Here is a 16,817-nt window from a genome sequence, read left to right on the forward strand (position 1 = left end):
ATTACCGCGCGCCCTTGGTGGGCTGTTCGAGCGCATACAGCGCATCGCTGATCGACTCGAGCTTCTTGCGCAGCAGCTCCTGGGCGTCGTGCAGCCCGCGATTATAGTAATAGGCGCCCATCTTTTCGGCAAAAAAGGTCATCAGCATCTCGGCCGGCATCTGCCCGATGGTCTGGTCCAGCTCCAGCCGGAAATAATCCTGAATCTCCGCCACCATGGCCTTGGTTTCGTCGCGGCTGAACTTGATCGGCTTCATTGGGATGGGGCTCCAGAATCGGCGGCACGATAATGCCGCGATCGCCCGTCCGGCAAGCGCCACGCCGCGATTGACCCCTCCGGCCCGCCATGCGAGAACACAGCCTGTGTCGGTTCCCCAAGCCCGTTGTGGCGCGGGGATCAAAAGGGAACACGGTGCGGATTACCCATCAGGGGCCAAAACCGTGGCTGCCCCCGCAACTGTAAGCGGTGCGCTCCTCTCCTTATGCCACTGGCAGCCAAGCTGCCGGGAAGGCGAGAGGCGCTCTATTCACCGCAAGCCAGGAGACCTGCCGGCACAGCAACGAGCTTGTAAGCTCTTTTTCGTTCCGCGCACGGAGGGTGCCGCATGAATACCGCCACTGTTTCGACTGGCCTTCAGTCTCTCTCGCTGTCCCAGCGTCTTGTCGCCGGCTCGCTCGCGCTCCTGCTTGGGCTGACCCTGCTGGTCGGCACCGGCTTTGCCGGCGATTATCGCCTGCACAACGGCGCCCATGACACCCGCCACGCCATGGGCTTTCCCTGCCACTAAGGCCGGGCACGAGAGACGAACAAAGATGTTCCGCAATCTGTTTTTCGCTGCGCTGGTCGCAGCCCTTTGTGCTGGCCTTGTGGCATCCACGGTCCAGCATTTCCGCATCACCCCGCTGATCCTCCATGCCGAAAGCTTTGAAGGGGAGGGCGGCCATTCCCATGGCGAAGAGGCCCCCGCCGCGCATAGCCACGATGCGGCCACCCCGGCCCATGATCACGGCGCCGACGAATGGGCGCCCCAGGACGGTTGGGAGCGCACAGGCTATACCGTGCTCGCCAATCTCCTCGCCGCCGCCGGCTTCGCCCTCGTGATCGGCGCCGTGGGCCTCCTGGCCAATATCCCCATCGCCACCGGCAATGCGCTGTTGTGGAGCCTGGCCGGTTTTGCCAGCTTCTCCCTCGCGCCCGCCTTTGGCTTGCCGCCCGAGCTGCCCGGCATGCCCGCCGCCGGTCTGGGCGCCCGCCAGCTCTGGTGGGTCGCGACGGCCCTTGCCACCGGCGCCGCCTGCCTGCTGCTGGCTAAGACCCGGGCGGGCTGGGCCATTGCCGTGGCGCTCGCACTCGTCCTCGCGCCGCACATCGTGGGCGCCCCCGCGGCTCCCGAAGAGCCAAGCGCCGTTCCGGCCCATCTCGCCACCGCCTTTGCCGCCGCCACCATCGGCACTTCAGCTGTGTTCTGGCTGGTGCTGGGTGTCGTCTTCGGCCTCGTCAATGATCGCCTCGCCCGCCGCGAGGCGTCCCACCCCATCGGAGCTCCCGCATGACCACCAAGATCCCCACCACCGTCATCACCGGCTTTCTGGGCGCGGGCAAGACCACGCTTGTGCGTCACCTCCTCGCCCATGCCCCCAAGGGCAAGCGCATCGCCCTCATCATCAATGAATTCGGCGATCTCGGCGTCGACAAGGACATCCTCGCCGGCTGCGGCGACGAGACCTGCCGTGAAGAGGACATGGTCGAACTCTCCAATGGCTGCATCTGCTGCACCGTGGCCGACGAATTCATTCCCACCATGCAGGCACTGCTGAATCGCCCTGAAAAATTCGATCACATCGTCATCGAAACTTCGGGTCTGGCTCTGCCCCAGCCCCTGATCCGCGCCTTCAATTGGCCCGAGATCAAGGCGCAGGTGACCGTTGATGGCGTGGTGACCGTGGCCGATGCCGCAGCGCTTGCCGAAGGCCGCTTTGCCGCCGATGAAGCGGCTGTCGACCGCCAGCGCCGCCTCGACGAAATGCTCGACCACGAAACCCCCTTGGGCGAGCTCTTCGAGGATCAGCTTGCCGCCGCCGACATGGTCATCATCAACAAGACCGATCTCGTGGATCCCGCCACCCTCGAAAAAGTCGAGCAGAATATCCGCGCCGAGCTGCGCCCCGGCGTCGGCATTGTTCGCGCCGCCAATGGCCATGTCGATATCGCGGCGCTTCTGGGCCTTGGCATGGCTTCCGAAGACGACATCGCCAACCGCCCCAGCCACCACGAACTCGAGCACGAGGGCGAAGGGCACGAGCACGACGATTTCGACAGCTTTTCGCTCCAGCTCCCCGCCATCGCCGGCAAGGACGAGCTGCTTGCCATCATCGAGGACACGATCCGCACCCATGACGTGCTGCGCCTCAAGGGCTTTGCCGCCGTGCCGGGCGCGGCTGCGCGCCTCGCCATCCAGGCCGTCGGCCCCCGCATTACCGCCTATTTCGACCGCCCCTGGGCGCCCGGCGAAACCAGGCAAACCGCACTCGTCGTCATCGGCCAATCCCCGCTGGACCGCGCCGCCATCACCCAAAGCCTGCGCCGCGCCGAAGCCGTGGCGGCATAAGTTCCAAGAGAATGGCACAGGCACGGCACATTCGGCTTCATCCCACCGTCCCCCGTGCGGGGAGGGGGTTGTCGTGCTCGTGCCGTGGCATATCTGTGGCCTTCATCACCACCCCCTCCCTCGATCTCTCCCCTCAAGGGGGAGGGAAGCACAAGAGCCCCACGCTCAGTGACTTCGGCTCCTGCCCTCCCTCCCCTCAGGGGGGAGGGCCGGGGAAGGGGGCTCTCGTCTCCTCCACCAAGGCCCGCTGACATGCACCTTCTTTCCGCCCAAGCCGGTGCCATCCAGCAGGAAGGCGAGGCCATCGATCTCGCCCAAACCCCTGGCGCCTTCATCTTCGCCTCCTCGGCCGATAGCGAACTCGCCATGCTTGCCGCCGCGGCCGATCGCGCGGGCGAAACCGAGCTGCGCCTCGCCAACACGCTGCGCCTGTCCAACAATCTGTCCGTTGATCTGTGGCTCGAGCAGACCGTCCGCCATGCCCGCCTCATCGTCCTGCGCCTCATCGGCGGCGCTGCCTATTTCCAGTACGGCGTCGATGAGATCACTGCCCTCTGCGCCAACGGCAAGATCCCCCTAGCCCTGCTCCCCGGCGACGCCAATCCCGACCCCATCCTGCAAGCCCGCTCCACCATCCACCCCGAAGACTGGACCCGCCTCCACGCCCTCCTCATCGCCGGCGGCCCCGCCAATGCTGATGCGATCTTGAGGTCGTTCACTGAACTCGCCGTCGAGCCCTCCCTCCCCCTTGAGGGGAGGGCCGGGGAGGGGGTCCCTCAGACCGAACTCAAGCCCCGCCTCTCCCACCTTCAGCCCCAGCCCTTCGCCCGCTTCTCCCTCTGGCACCCCGCCACCGGCATCACCGACGAAACCGGCCTGCGCGTCCTGCACGGAAGACCTCATGGTGAGCCCGTCGAACCACGAGGTCGGGCACTCGATCTCGCCACCACCTCGTCCTTCGACAAGCTCAGGATGAGGTCTGCTGAGACATACATCCCCATCCTCTTTTACCGCGCCGCCCTCGAAGGCGCCGGCACCGCCACCCTGCAAGCCCTCGTTGCCGAGATCGAGAACCAAGGCCTGCTGCCGGTCCCGATCCTCGTGTCCTCGCTCAAGGAAGCCGCCTGCGTGCGCTTCGTGCAGAATGTGCTCGAGAGCTTCCCGCCCGCCGCCATCTTCAACCTGACAGGCTTTGCCCTCGCGTTGGACCCCAACGACACGAAGTCCGACCCCTTCAGCGGCACCGATGCCCCCGTCATCCAGCTGATCCAGTCCGGCCGCTCGGCAACGCAATGGCAGGCCGACCCCCAGGGCCTGTCCTCCAAGGACATGGCGATGTTCCTCGTCATGCCCGAACTCGATGGCCGCATCGGCGGCATTCTCGTCGGCCACAAAGCCGATGCCGTCTGGCACACCAGCACCCAATGCCCGCTCAGCGCCTATGCTCCCGACCATTCCGGCATCGGACGCGCCGTCCAGCTCGCCCGCAACTGGACCCGCCTCCGCGCCGCCCCCCGGCCCGAGCGCAAACTCGCCCTCATCCTCGCCAACTACCCCCTCCGCGACGGCCGCCTCGCCAACGGCGTCGGCTACGACGCCCCGGAGTCGACCGTGGAAATCCTCAAGGCGCTGGATGGGGCCGGGTACACGCTTTCAAACCAACCACCGGCCTCATCCCCCTCCCCCTTGAGGGCAGGGATTGATTGTGGGGGTTCAGGCCCATCAACCTACCCAAAATCCTCAGCCGACCTCATCGCCGCCCTCCAGTCCGGCCCCACCAATGCCGACCCCCAGCGCGGCTCATCCGCCGCCACGCTCTCGCTCGCCCGTTATCGCGAACTCTTCGCCGCGCTCCCCCAAGCGATCCAGACCGAAGTCAGGGCCCGCTGGGGCGACCCCGCCACCGACCCGTTCGTGCGCGACGACACCTTCCACCTGCCGGCGCTCATCTTCGGCAATGTCGCGATCCTGCTGCAGCCCGGGCGCGGCTATGGGCTCGACGAAACCCAGAGCTATCACGATCCCTATCTGCCGCCGCCCCATGCCTATCTCGCCGCCTATCTCTGGCTGCGGCACCAATGGGGCGCCCAGGCGCTGATCCACAACGGCAAGCACGGCACGCTGGAATGGCTGCCCGGCAAATCGACTGCGCTCGACGCTTCGAGCTATCCCGATGCGCTTTGGGGCCAGCTGCCCCATCTCTACCCCTTTATCGTCAACGACCCAGGCGAGGGCACCCAGGCCAAGCGGCGCACCGGGGCGGTGATCATCGATCACCTCATTCCCCCGCTCACCCGCGCGGAAACCTATGGCCCGCTCAAGGACCTCGAAGCGCTGCTCGATGAATATTATGCTGCCTCGGGCATGGACAGGCGCCGGCTTGCCGACCTGCGCCGCCGCATCCTCGATTTCACCCGCGACAGCCGGCTCGACCGCGATATCGGCCTGCCCGAGGACGAAACCGAGGCCCTGCTCAAGATCGACAATTTTCTTTGCGACCTCAAGGAAGCCCAGATCCGCGATGGCCTGCACGTCTTTGGCCAATCGCCCACCGCCGAACTCGAACGCGATCTCATCGTCGCCCTGGCCCGCGTCCCCCGCGGCGAGGCCCCGGGCGAGCGCTCCCTGATCCGCGCCCTCGCCGATGATCTCAAGCTCGGTTTCGACCCCCTGACCGCCAAGCTGGGCGAGCCCTGGGCCGGCCCGGATCTATCTGCATTGGCCTGCCTCCCCCTTGAGGGGAGGGCCGGGGAGGGGGTCCCTCCGCTCCGTCACCGCACCGTCGGCGACATCGTCGAACAACTCGAACACCTCGCCGCCGAACTGGTCTCCGGCCGCGCGCCCGAGCCCGGCTGGACCCAAACCGCCGCCGTGCTCGAAACCGTCGAAGCCGTCATCCGCCCGCGCCTGCGCGCTTCGGGCCCCGCCGAAATGGCCGCGCTGCTCGATGGGCTGGATGGCAAGTCTGTTCGCCCCGGCCCTTCGGGCGCACCTTCGCGCGGGCGCCTCGATGTGCTGCCCACCGGGCGCAATTTCTTTTCCGTCGATACTCGCGCCGTGCCGACCCCCACCGCCTGGGAGCTGGGCCGCAAATCGGCGGAAAACCTGATCCTGCGCCATTTCCAGGATACCGGCACCTATCTGCAGGCCGCCGCCATCTCCGTCTGGGGCACCGCCAATATGCGCACCGGCGGCGACGACCTCGCCCAAGCCATGGCGCTCATCGGCGTCAAACCGGTCTGGGATCCCGGCTCGCTGCGCGTTTCGGGTTACGAGATCATCCCGCTCGCCAAGCTCGGTCGTCCACGCGTCGATGTCACCCTGCGCATCTCGGGCTTTTTCCGCGATGCTTTCCCCGCCCAGATCACCCTTTTTGATCGGGCGGTCCGCGCTGTGGGAGCCCTCGATGAACCCACCGAGGACAACCCGGTCGCCGCCCGCATGCGCGCCGAAGCGCTGGGGTTGATGGCGCAGGGGCAAAGCGAAGCCGAGGCGTTCCTTGCCGCCGGCCACCGCATCTTCGGCTCGCGCCCCGGCACCTATGGCGCCGGCCTTGGCGCCCTCATCGATGCCGGCACCTGGCAAAACAAGGCCGAGCTCGCCGCCCGGGTCCTCGATTGGGGCCACTATGCCTATGGCGCCAAATCAGTCGGCACCCCGCAGCGCGACGGTTTCGCTGCGCGCCTCGCTGCCGTGGACGCGGTGATCCACAACCAGGACAACCGCGAGCACGACCTGCTCGATTCCGACAACTACTACCAGTTCGAGGGTGGCCTTGCCGCCGCCGCCGAAACGCTGAGTGGCCACCAGCCCGCCGCCTATCACAACGATCATTCCCGCCCCGAACGCCCGCTGATCCGGACCCTCGGCGAGGAAATCAGCCACGTCATGCGCTCGCGCGTCGTCAACCCGAAATGGATTGCCGGGGTCAAGCGCCACGGCTATCGCGGCGCCTTCGAGATCATCGCCACGGTGGATTTCATGTTCGCCTTCGCCGCCACGACCGGCGCCGTGCAGACCCACCATTTCGACCTCGCCTTCGAGGCCTTCATCGAGGACGACGCCACGCGCGACTTCCTCGCCACCGCCAATCCCTTCGGCTATGCCGAATTGCTCAAGAAATTCAACGAGGCCCGCGAGCGCGGTTTTTGGACCCCGCGCTCCAACTCGGCCTTTGCCTATCTGGAGACCGCGCCATGACCGACCAGCCCGCCAAGCCGCTCAAGAAGACCGACCTGATGAGCGAGGCCGAGCGCGACGCCTACCACGCTGAAAAAATGCGCAAGAAAAAGGAAGCCCGCAACAAGATCCTTGCCACCAAGACCGCGGAAAAGGGCCTCCTCATCGTCCACACGGGCAAGGGCAAGGGCAAATCCACCGCCGCTTTCGGCATGGTGTTCCGCGCGCTGGGCAATGGCATGCGCGTGGGCGTCGTGCAGTTCGTCAAGGGCGTCTGGAACACCGGGGAGCGCACCGTGCTCGACAAATTCCCCGATCAGGTGACCATCAATGCCATGGGCGAGGGTTTTACCTGGGATGTCGCCGACCGCCAGCGCGACCTCGCTGCCGCGCGCAAGGCCTGGGAGCAGGCCAAGGCGCTGATCCTTGACCCCAGCTACAAGCTCGTCCTCCTCGACGAGCTCAATATCTGCCTGCGCTACGACTATCTCCCCATCGAGGAGGTGGTCGAGTTCCTGCGCAACAAGCCGGCCGACAAGCACGTCATCGTCACCGGCCGCAATGCCAAGGATGAACTGATCGAAATCGCCGATCTCGTCACCGAAATGACCGAGATCAAGCATCATTTCCGCGCCGGGGTGAAAGCCCAGGCCGGCATCGAGTTTTAGCAGCCCACCTTCCGCAGCGCGCGCCCGAGCCGGTCCAGCACCGGGCGCATTTCGCCGAATTGCGCCGCCGAGATTTCGATCTGCCAGCTTGCGGTGCTTCGCCGGTCGCACAAAAGGATGGTGCGGCCAAACCGCATCCGCGAGCCTTTCACGGCCGAAAAACTCGCCCAGTCGGGCGTCACCACTTGCTCCCCCGTCCGCCAGCCGCTGCGTTCCAGCTCACGCCCGATCCGCGCCACCGTTCCCGCAAACGGGCCGCGCATCGGCTCGCCCCGGGCGCGCAAGGTCACCGCTTCCCCCGCCAGCTCGAAACTCTGCCCCGCCTCATCGCTTTTGCCCGCGACAAACCCGGCCGGCACCTCCAGTGCAAAGCCGAACCGCGTGTTCTCGTAACGCAGCGCCCCTTGCCCCCAAGCGGGCGCCGCCAGCAGCATCAGGCCCAACATGGCCAGCACCCGCATCACAGCACCACAATCCCGGCATGCTTGGCCTTGTTTTCCGGCTCCACGTGAATCGTGATCTGCGCATCCTTGACCGCTTCGCGCAGCTTGCTTTCGATCCCGTCGCAAATCCGGTGCGCTTCATCGACGCTGAGCGCGCCCGGCACCACCAGGTGAAAATCGATAAACACCATGCGCCCGGCCTGCCTGGTGCGAATATCATGGGCCTCGATGGCACCCGTAGCGTTGGTCGCGATCACCTCGCGAATGGTTTTCTGCGTTTCGGCCGGCACGGCGACATCCATGAGGCCGCCTACGCTCGCGCGCACCACGCCCCAGCCCGACCACAGGATGTTGACCGCGACCATCGCCGCGAGGATCGGGTCGAGCAGCGCCCAGCCGGTCATGATCGCCAGGCCCAGCCCCACCAGCACCCCGATGGTGGACACGACATCGGTCAACAGATGCTTGCCATCGGCTTCAAGCGCCGGCGAGCCTTCCGCGCGGCCATGGCGCAGCAATACGCCCGCCCAAACGAGGTTGATCACCGTGGCCACCGCGGCCAGCAGCAATCCCTGCCAGGGCGCATCGGGCAGCCGGGGGTGGAAAAACCCGACCCATGCCTCGCGCAGGATCAGGATTGCGGCCACGATGATCATCACGCCTACGATCACCGCCGAAAAATACTCGGCCTTGCCATAGCCATAGGGCAGGGCGGCGTCGGCCGGTCGTTGCGCCAGCCGCACCGCGATCAATGCGGTGAGGGCCGTCACCACATTGACGATCGATTCCAGCGCGTCGGAAAACAGCGCCACCGACCCGGTGAGCCACCAGGCGAGGAACTTGATGCCAAGCACCACCAGCCCAACCAACAGGCTTGCAGCAGCGATGTGAAGGGTTCTTTGCATGGCCTCGATCCGTCCGGCCTCCTTGTTGCGCCTGCGGCAAACGGGGAGGGCGGCCTGATAGCCCGTTCCGGCCAGCGCAACAATGATTGTCTTTGCAACTGCTTTTCATCTGCAAGGCCCCTGTGGGAAAGCGGCTGTTTTTGCCTGCAGGAGCGGCACGTCCAGGCTCATCGCCCGCGAGCGCAACGCTCGCACTGGCCTCAAGAGCCGCCCTACCCACAAGTGTCGTCCCGACCTTGAGCCGGGATCCATCCTGAAGTGGCAGCAGCTACAGCAATGGGCCGTCAGGCTGCGGGCGCCACGCCCCCAGGCTCATCCCACTGGTGGACTGATCCGCCGCTCGGCGCGGTAAAGCCCGATGCTGTGGATAAACACCAGCACCCCCAAGCCCTCCAGTGCTTCCTCGATGATCGCCACGAGGCGATAGGAGGCGGCGGTCACATCCCCCGTGGCATCCGAATAAAGCTTGCCCCCGATCAGCTCCATGCCGATGGCGCCGCCGATAAACAACGCTGCCGCCAGTAGCATGGTCGCGCGCACGCGTCCCGGCAGCGCCCGCAAAAAGGGAATAAAGGCCACCAACCCCAGTAGGCACAGCGCCGCCACCGGTAGCACCCAGGCGAAGGTCAGGAACCCCGATGTGCCAAGGCTCGAACCTACCGGCGCCGACAGCAACTCATGAACGCTCAGCGCCTCGTCGGCCGATAGCCCGAAAAACACCACACCCAGCAGCGTCCACTGCGCCCCGATCAGCCGCTCCCGGCGATAAACCCTGGCCCCGGTATCGAGCAGCATCAGGCCTGCGCCCGCCAGCAGCAGCTGGGAAAACCAGGTGTAAACGCTGCGCTCCACATCGAGGTCGAGCAGCCAGATCCTATCCTCCCCGTCCAGTCCCAGCCCATGCTGCACCACGGCAGCACCGATCAGCACCGCCCAGATCAGCAGCGGCACGAGGATAGGGCGGACAACCGGCCGCGCGGCGTCCAGCCTGCGGGCGTGCTCCTCTGTTATCTCGGTCATCGCTTCGCCCCGGCCCAGTGTCATTGGACTGTCATAATTGACCCCGGCTGCCGGACGATCTACCCGTCATGGCGCGTATAACCGCTCCGGCCGAGTACCTAATCCAAATGGCCTAGCAACCCCCTTCAGAGCCGCCGCAAGGGGCGCCCCCGGCCTGGCATCTCAACTCTAAGAGCTATTCGCCCGGTCCTACCGGCGCCGCATTCCGCCGCATTGATTGCCCCTATCGGCTCGGGCGCTTACAAGCCGCAGGGCAAGCGGCATCGAGCCTCATGCTGCACACGGGAGCAACCACATCGCCATGGGGCAGGGCACTGTGCATACCATTCCAGCCGAGCCGGCCCGGGTATTGGCCGGAATTGGCTCGCGCCGCCTAACCGATCCACAGGAGATCATCGCCCTTGTCGGGCAATGCCTCGAGGAAGCTGGCATGCCATTGGCCACATTGGTGGCCCTTGCCAGCCATGCCCGCAAGGCCGGGGATCCGGCGTTGCTTGCTGCCGCAGACGGGCTCGGCGTTCCCCTCCGCCTGCTTGATGGTCACGCCCTACGGGCAGCCGTCCCCACTCCATCAAGCGTGGTTGAGCGCCATACCGGGCTCCCCTCCATTGCCGAAGCCTGTGCCCTTGCCGCCGGCACGCTGCTGCTGCCCAAGCGGCAAACCGCTCGCGTCACCTGCGCGCTCGCTTTGTGCCGCCCCAGTTGGCAGCTCGATCGCTTCGGCCAGCCCGCGCCTCAGCCAGCCAGTGCCGCCACGCAGGCCTCCACATCGGCGACCTCGCGCGCCGGCGGATAAGCTGGACGCGCGACCATGATCACATTAGTCCTGCGCTGGCGCGCCGCCTCGAGCTTGTCGGCGGTTTGTGCGCCGCCGGAGTTCTTGCTGACCAGATGTGTGATTGCTTCCCGCTCCAGCAGCGCCAGTTCCCCTTCAAGTCGGTAGGGTGGGCGCGACAGAATTATTTCGGCATGCGGCGGCAGTGGCTTTGCCGGCGGCTCGATCAAGCGCACCACAAACCGGCAATCCTGGCGGCGGAGAAAGGCCTCGAGCCCACCATGTCCGGTGGTCAGCAGCACTTTGGCGCCCGCAGGGATGGCCGCGGCCGCGGCGGCCAGGTCGGGCACATGGGTCCAGGGCGCCTCGGGCGGCTCCCGCCAGGCTGGCCGCACCAGCCGCAACAGCGGGACGCCAGCGCCGTTTGCCGCGGCAACCGCATTGGCCGACATTCCGGCAGCATAGGGATGGGTCGCATCGATCAGCCAATCAAACCCGCTCGCCTGGAGAAAGGCCGCGAGGCCCTCAGCCCCGCCCAACGAGCCAATCCGCAATTGTCCCGCCGGAACCATCGGCTCCTGCGTACGTCCAGCCAACGAAGTCGTCACTTGGTGCCCGAGCGCCACCAGCCGCTCGGCCAGCTTGCGTGCCTCCCCCGTTCCGCCCAGCACCAGGATATTCATCTGTTCGCCATCTGCTTGTTCGCTCCCCGCCATTGTGGCGGCTCCGCCCGCGCGCCTCAAGGCAATCCCTGCCGCTTTCCCGCCGCAGCCCTGCGGCAAGGTGGTGCGGCGTGAGCCGGGGCTTTGTGGTTGCGGCCCCCCGCTCGGGTTCTGGCAAGACGGTCATCACCCTTGGCCTGCTCGCCGCCTTTCGGGCGCGTGGCACGGTCGTGGCCCCCGCCAAGGTTGGCCCCGATTATATCGACCCCACTTTTCTTAGTCGCGCCGCCGGCCGCGACGCGGTCAATCTCGATCCCTGGTCCATGACGCCGGGTCGCCTGCGCCATCTCGCGGGCGTTCAATCCACCGGCGCCGACCTCCTAATCGTTGAAGGGGTCATGGGCTTGTTTGACGCCGGCGCCGATGGCTGGGGCTCCACTGCCGATCTTGCCCAGATGTTGGACCTGCCCGTGGTGCTGGTGGTCGATGCCGACAAGCAAAGCCAGTCCGTTGCGCCCCTGGTCGCCGGCTTTGCCCATTGGCGTTCCGGCGTGCGCATCGCCGGCATCATTCTCAATCGCGTGGCTTCCGCCAAGCATGAGCGCATGCTGCTTGAAGCGCTGCTGCCCACCGGCATCCCCTGTCTTGGCGCCATTCCGCGCAACACCGAACTGGCGCTCCCCGAGCGCCATCTCGGGCTTGTCCTGCCCGGCGAGATCGATGGTTTTGCCGATTTCCTCCAAACCGCCGCCACCAGCATGGGCGACTATCTCGATCTCGATCGGCTCCAGGCACTCGGCGCGCCCCTCGCCGCAGCCGATGCTGGGAGCACTCCGCTGCCCCCGCTGGGTCAGCGCATCGCGATTGCGCGGGACGCGGCGTTCGCCTTTCTTTATCCGCACCTGCTGGATGGCTGGCGCGAGCAGGGGGCCGAACTGCTGTTCTTTTCCCCGATGGCCAACGAGCCGCCCGCGCCGGGGGCTGACGCCGTGTTCTTGCCCGGCGGTTATCCCGAACTCCATGGCGCAACCCTCGCCGCCGCATCCATCTTCAAGGCGGGTCTCCTTGCCGCTCGCGACCGCAATGCGCTGATCTATGGCGAATGCGGGGGCTTCATGGTTCTGGGCGACGCTTTGGTGGACAAAGCGGGCACTGAACACGCCATGGCCGGCCTCTTGCCCATCACCACCCGCATCGATCGCCCCAAGCGCATTCTCGGCTATCGGCGCCTGCGCCACACCGGCGCCTTGCCCTTTCCCCCCAATCTGCACGGTCACGAATTTCACTATTCCTCCGCCAAGCAGTCGCGCCTGCCGCCCCTTTTTATCGCAGCTGACGCGCGCGGGGATAACTTGCCGCCGATGGGTGCAGTGATCGGTCGGGTGATGGGATCCTATGCCCATGTCGTGGATGCCGCCCCATGAGCGCCCGCGCCCTCATGGTCATGGGCACCGGCTCCGATGTGGGCAAATCGCTGATCGTCGCCGGCCTCTGCCGCGCCTACACCAATCGCGGCCTGCGCGTTGCCCCGTTCAAGCCGCAAAACATGTCCAACAACGCCGCGGTCACCGCCGATGGCGGCGAGATCGGTCGCGCCCAGGCCCTGCAGGCCCGCGCCTGCCGCCGCGACCCGCTCACCGCCATGAACCCGGTGCTGCTCAAGCCCGAAGGGGAAACCGGCGCTCAACTGGTGGTGCGCGGCCAACGTCGCCAGTCCATGGCCGCCCGCGAATATTTTGACCGCCGCGCCGAACTCCTCCCCGAAGTGCTCGCCGCCTACCGCGAATTGGCCGCCGACACTGACCTGGTTTTGGTGGAAGGGGCGGGCAGTGCCTCCGAAGTCAACCTGCGCGCCACCGACATCGCCAATTGGGGTTTTGCCCGCGCCACATCCATCCTGACAATTTTGTTAGGTGACGTTCATCGTGGTGGCGTAATTGCGGCACTGGTGGGCACTTTTGCGGTAATCGACCCCGAAGACCGCGCCCTGATCGCCGCCACCATGATCAACAAATTCCACGGCGATCCAACCCTCTTCGACGGCGCCAAGCGCTTTCTCGCCGAGAAAACCGGCGTCCCCTGCCTCGGCCCCATCCCCCATTTCCCCGCCGCCCACCGCCTCCCCGCCGAAGACGTGCTGGCGCTCGAAGTCAGCCAACCCATTGCCAGCGCAGGAAAATTCACCATCGCGGTCCCCCGCCTGCCGCGCATCGCCAACTTCGATGACCTCGATCCCCTGCGCGCCGAGCCCGGCCTCGAGCTCATCCTCGTCCAGCCCGGCCAACCGATTCCGCGCCAAGCCGACCTTGTGATCCTCCCCGGCTCCAAAGCCACCCGTTCCGACCTCGCCGCCCTCAAGCTAAATGGCTGGGACATCGACATAAAAGGCCATCACCGCGCCGGCGGCCGCATCCTCGGCATCTGCGGCGGCTACCAAATGCTGGGACAATCCATCGCCGATCCCGACGGCATCGAGGGCGCCCCCGGCACCAGCGAAGGCTTAGGCCTACTCGACGTCACCACAATCTTATCCCCCACCAAACAACTGCGTCTCGAGCAAGCCATCCACCCCGCCAGCGGCCAACCCATCAGCGGCTACCACATGCATATGGGCGTCACGCAAGGCCTTGATACAGCTCGCCCTTTCGCAGAAGTTGCCGGCCAGCCGGAAGGCGCCATCAGCCCCGATGGGCGAATCATCGGCACCTATCTGCACGGCCTTTTCGCCGCCGATCCCTTCCGCCGCGCCTTTCTCGGCGCCGTCGCCACCCCCGATCTCGACTACGAAGCCGGCGTCGAGCAAACCCTCGACGACCTCGCCGCCCATCTCGAGCACCATCTCGACCTCGACGCCATCCTTGCCCTGTCCCGGATTGCCCAGCCGTGACCCCTTTCCTCATCGCCCCCATCGCGCTCCTGCTCGAACGCTGGCTCGGCTACCCCGACCTTTTGCTCCGCGCACTCGGTCACCCCGTCATGTGGTTCGGTCGCCTCATCGCCTGGCTCGACAATCGCGCGGACCGCGACCGGCTTTCCCCCGAGGCGCAGCGCCGGGCAGGGGTGGTGGGCGTAGTCGTGTTGCTGCTTGCAACTCTCGCCATCACCTTGCCGCTGCAGCTGTTTTTGCGCGCGCTGCCTTTTGGCTGGCTGGCGGAAGCCCTGCTGGCGACGCCATTTCTCGCGCAAAAGGAACTCGGGCGCGCCGTCAACGCCGTTGCTCTCGCCCTCGACCGCTCACTGGCCGAGGGCCGCGAAGCCGTCAGCCACATCGTGGGTCGTGACCCCGAACAACTCGATGAGGCTGGGGTCGCGCGGGCAGCGGTAGAAACCCTGGGGGAAAGCACGTCAGACGGCGTCGTCGCGCCCTTGTTCTGGCTGCTCATCGCGGGCCTGCCCGGCATCGCGCTCTACAAGGCGATCAACACGGCAGATTCGATGATCGGTCACCTTAACGAGCGCCACCGATACTATGGCTGGGCCGCTGCCCGGCTTGACGATCTCGTCAACTGGATCCCCGCCCGCCTCACCGCCGTACTGATTGTCCTCGCCTGCCGGTTCGTGCCCGGTGCCTCGGCGGCGCAGGCCTGGGCAACGATGCGCCGCGATGCCCGCAAGCATGCTTCCCCCAATTCCGGCTGGCCCGAAACCGCCTTTGCCGGGGCGCTGGGTTTTGCCCTTGGTGGGCCGCGCGCCTATGGGGGCGAAGTGGTCGATCTGCCGCTACTCGGGTCGGGCAAGCGCGACCTCGACGCCAATGACATCAGACACGCGCTGGCGCTTTACCGGGCAACACTTAACGTGCTGCTGGCGGCCTGCCTTGTCCTGCTCCTCCTGGGATGGCTGGCCGACTAGCCCCAGATCAGTCGTCCGTGGCGCCCTTGAGCGTCATCGGCAATCCGGCAACCACGAAATACACATCCTCGCAGATATCGGCGAGGCGCTGATGGGCGGCTCCCGCAAGATCCCGGAACGTCCGGGCCATCGCATTGTCCGGCACAATGCCCAACCCCACCTCGTTGCTGACGAGGATGACGCGGGTCTTCTCCATTTTCGCCAGCGCCTCGACGAGTTCTTCAACCGCCCTGGCCACATCGGAATTGGCGACGAGCAGATTGGTGATCCAGAGGGTTAGGCAATCCACCAGCACCACATCATGGCTGTTGCCAGCGCGCAGCAGCGTCTGGCTGAGCGCCAGCGGTTCCTCAATGGTGGTGAAGCGCCCACCGCGGCCGCGCTGGTGGGTCGCAACCCGCTCGCGCATCTCGCTGTCCAGCGCCTGCGCTGTGGCGAGATAGGCGGGGCTGCCGCCAGAGCGAATCGCCAGCCGCTCGGCAAATGCCGTCTTGCCAGAGCGCGCCCCTCCCAGAACCAGCACATGCCGCTGCATCATCGCACCTTTGTGTTTTTAGCCGTGAGGGCCGGTTCAACGTCGGCCGCACTTTGATCCCTAGTATTAGGCCGATTTGGCTGTGCAAGCGAGCTTGCCCTGGACTGGACGATCCGGCGCTTATTGTACTTTCGTCTTAGCGGCTTTCGCACTATGGTCCGCGCCGAAACGAGCCATTACCATTCCCGATCTCGCAACGGAGTTCACCCGCGTGCCCCGGTTTTATCTTGGCGTTGACGGCGGCGGCACCAATTGCCGCATCCGCTTGGCTGACGAAAATCTGCAAACGCTTGCCGAGGTCAAGAACGGGCGCTCCAATCTACAGATCGATGGCGCGGATCCCGCTTACAAGGCCATCCTCGACGGCACCCGCGATGTGTTTGCCGCCGCCGGGCTCGACCACGCACTCACGGCCGATACTTACGCGTGCTTTGGCATGGCGGGTGGGCGCATGGATACAGCCCGTGCCGCTTTTGCCGCGCGGCCCTGGCCCTTTGCCGGGGTGCAGGTCTATGACGATATCGACATTGCCCATGCCGGCGCCCTGGCGGGCAATGATGGCGGGGTGATCATTGTCGGCACCGGGTCTGCGGCCCTGGCCGTAGTCGAGGGGCAGCGCTTCCAATGCGGCGGCTGGGGCTTCCAGATCGGCGACCAGATGTCGGGCGCTATCCTCGGGCGCGAACTGGTGCGCTATGCCGTTGAAGCCAGTGACGGGCTGGTCGAAGCCTCGCCGCTGACCGAAGCTGTGCTTGCCGCCTTGGGCGGCGACAACCAGGCGGTCATGAGCTGGTCCTTTGCGGTCGATCTCGACGTCAAGATCATCAGCCGCGACGGATCGGAAGGGTGCGATGATGCCTTGATCGGGCGAGCTCCGGCAGAATTTGGCAAGCTGATCCCGCTGCTGATGGAATACTTTGATGCTGGCGACCCGGTTGCCCAAAAGATGATGACCGTACAACTGGGCTATGTGGATGCCTATGTTCGCTGGTTCCAGGCCCGCAACGCCAAGGTGATGGCGGTGGTAGGTGGCTTTGGGCAGCGCATCTTCCCCATCCTGCGTGAACGTTATGGCAATTTCGTCGCGCTGCCGCAGTTTGAACCGCTGCATGGCGCAGTTATCCTCGCCAAGCAAAACTTCGCTTCTGCCGCCAACAAGGGACTATAGCT

The 16,817-nt window shown here is 65.9% G+C and carries 16 protein-coding genes and 1 riboswitch; of the genes, 10 read left to right on the forward strand and 6 right to left on the reverse strand.

Annotated features, from left to right (window positions below):
- Position 1: 1 nt before the first annotated feature.
- Positions 2-256: a DUF2164 domain-containing protein gene (locus tag ELX51_RS03145; RefSeq protein WP_127752142.1), complete on the reverse strand. Its 255-nt coding sequence runs from the start codon at positions 254-256 to the stop codon at positions 2-4.
- A 93-nt stretch (positions 257-349) separates the two neighbouring features.
- Positions 350-568, forward strand: a riboswitch (cobalamin riboswitch).
- Positions 569-604: 36 nt separating this feature from the next.
- Here ELX51_RS03145 and ELX51_RS03150 point away from each other — a divergent pair.
- The 5 genes from ELX51_RS03150 to cobO all read left to right on the forward strand — a co-directional run bounded on the left by ELX51_RS03150 (position 605) and on the right by cobO (position 7,455).
- On the forward strand, positions 605-787 hold the full coding sequence (locus tag ELX51_RS03150; protein WP_127752143.1) for a CbtB domain-containing protein: 183 nt from the start codon (positions 605-607) through the stop codon (positions 785-787).
- Between the two features lie 25 nt (positions 788-812).
- Positions 813-1,553, forward strand: a complete 741-nt coding sequence (locus ELX51_RS03155; RefSeq protein WP_127752144.1) for a CbtA family protein — start codon at positions 813-815, stop codon at positions 1,551-1,553.
- A complete protein-coding gene (gene cobW / locus ELX51_RS03160; protein ID WP_127752145.1) occupies positions 1,550-2,608 on the forward strand; it encodes a cobalamin biosynthesis protein CobW in 1,059 nt (352 codons plus the stop codon). Before ELX51_RS03155 ends, cobW begins: the two co-directional genes overlap by 4 nt.
- Positions 2,609-2,860: 252 nt before the next feature.
- A complete protein-coding gene (cobN, locus tag ELX51_RS03165; protein WP_127752146.1) occupies positions 2,861-6,808 on the forward strand; it encodes a cobaltochelatase subunit CobN in 3,948 nt (1,315 codons plus the stop codon).
- Positions 6,809-6,846: 38 nt separating this feature from the next.
- Positions 6,847-7,455 (forward strand): cob(I)yrinic acid a,c-diamide adenosyltransferase, encoded by a 609-nt coding sequence (gene cobO, locus ELX51_RS03170; protein WP_127755159.1) that lies wholly within the window; start codon positions 6,847-6,849, stop codon positions 7,453-7,455.
- Here cobO and ELX51_RS03175 read toward each other — a convergent pair.
- From ELX51_RS03175 to ELX51_RS03185, 3 genes are all read right to left on the reverse strand, one after another.
- Positions 7,452-7,916 carry a hypothetical protein gene (locus ELX51_RS03175; protein ID WP_127752147.1) on the reverse strand — a complete coding sequence of 155 codons (465 nt, stop codon included), beginning with the start codon at positions 7,914-7,916 and terminating at the stop codon, positions 7,452-7,454. The genes cobO and ELX51_RS03175 overlap by 4 nt on opposite strands.
- The gene (locus tag ELX51_RS03180; RefSeq protein ID WP_127752148.1) at positions 7,916-8,803 is read right to left on the reverse strand and encodes a cation diffusion facilitator family transporter; all 888 of its coding nucleotides are present in this window, start codon (positions 8,801-8,803) and stop codon (positions 7,916-7,918) included. The genes ELX51_RS03175 and ELX51_RS03180 overlap by 1 nt, the downstream gene beginning before the upstream one ends.
- Positions 8,804-9,115: 312 nt before the next feature.
- Positions 9,116-9,823, reverse strand: a complete 708-nt coding sequence (locus ELX51_RS03185; protein WP_127752149.1) for a hypothetical protein — start codon at positions 9,821-9,823, stop codon at positions 9,116-9,118.
- Between the two features lie 316 nt (positions 9,824-10,139).
- Between ELX51_RS03185 and ELX51_RS03190 the strand changes: the two genes are divergently transcribed.
- Positions 10,140-10,619, forward strand: a complete 480-nt coding sequence (locus ELX51_RS03190; protein ID WP_248305233.1) for a cobalamin biosynthesis protein — start codon at positions 10,140-10,142, stop codon at positions 10,617-10,619.
- On the opposite strand, the gene ELX51_RS03195 is transcribed toward ELX51_RS03190, so the two are convergent.
- On the reverse strand, positions 10,559-11,314 hold the full coding sequence (locus ELX51_RS03195) for a cobalt-precorrin-6A reductase (RefSeq protein ID WP_248305234.1): 756 nt from the start codon (positions 11,312-11,314) through the stop codon (positions 10,559-10,561). The genes ELX51_RS03190 and ELX51_RS03195 overlap by 61 nt on opposite strands.
- A gap of 77 nt (positions 11,315-11,391) precedes the next feature.
- Here ELX51_RS03195 and ELX51_RS03200 point away from each other — a divergent pair, with 77 nt between their 5' ends.
- From ELX51_RS03200 to cbiB, 3 genes are read left to right on the forward strand one after another with little or no spacing between them, the layout of a single operon-like run.
- Positions 11,392-12,684 carry a cobyrinate a,c-diamide synthase gene (locus tag ELX51_RS03200; protein ID WP_248305235.1) on the forward strand — a complete coding sequence of 431 codons (1,293 nt, stop codon included), beginning with the start codon at positions 11,392-11,394 and terminating at the stop codon, positions 12,682-12,684.
- A complete protein-coding gene (locus ELX51_RS03205) occupies positions 12,681-14,147 on the forward strand; it encodes a cobyric acid synthase (RefSeq protein WP_127752151.1) in 1,467 nt (488 codons plus the stop codon). Before ELX51_RS03200 ends, ELX51_RS03205 begins: the two co-directional genes overlap by 4 nt.
- Positions 14,144-15,112, forward strand: a complete 969-nt coding sequence (gene cbiB, locus ELX51_RS03210) for an adenosylcobinamide-phosphate synthase CbiB (protein WP_127752152.1) — start codon at positions 14,144-14,146, stop codon at positions 15,110-15,112. The genes ELX51_RS03205 and cbiB overlap by 4 nt, the downstream gene beginning before the upstream one ends.
- Before the next feature lie 7 nt (positions 15,113-15,119).
- Here cbiB and cobU read toward each other — a convergent pair whose 3' ends face one another.
- Positions 15,120-15,647 (reverse strand): bifunctional adenosylcobinamide kinase/adenosylcobinamide-phosphate guanylyltransferase, encoded by a 528-nt coding sequence (cobU, locus tag ELX51_RS03215; RefSeq protein ID WP_127752153.1) that lies wholly within the window; start codon positions 15,645-15,647, stop codon positions 15,120-15,122.
- Between the two features lie 211 nt (positions 15,648-15,858).
- On the opposite strand from cobU, the gene ELX51_RS03220 reads away from it, so the two are divergent.
- A complete protein-coding gene (locus ELX51_RS03220; RefSeq protein ID WP_164854733.1) occupies positions 15,859-16,815 on the forward strand; it encodes a BadF/BadG/BcrA/BcrD ATPase family protein in 957 nt (318 codons plus the stop codon).
- Positions 16,816-16,817: the final 2 nt, after the last annotated feature.

The organism is Devosia sp. 1566, from assembly GCF_004005995.1.
Taxonomy (GTDB): Bacteria; Pseudomonadota; Alphaproteobacteria; order Rhizobiales; family Devosiaceae; genus Devosia.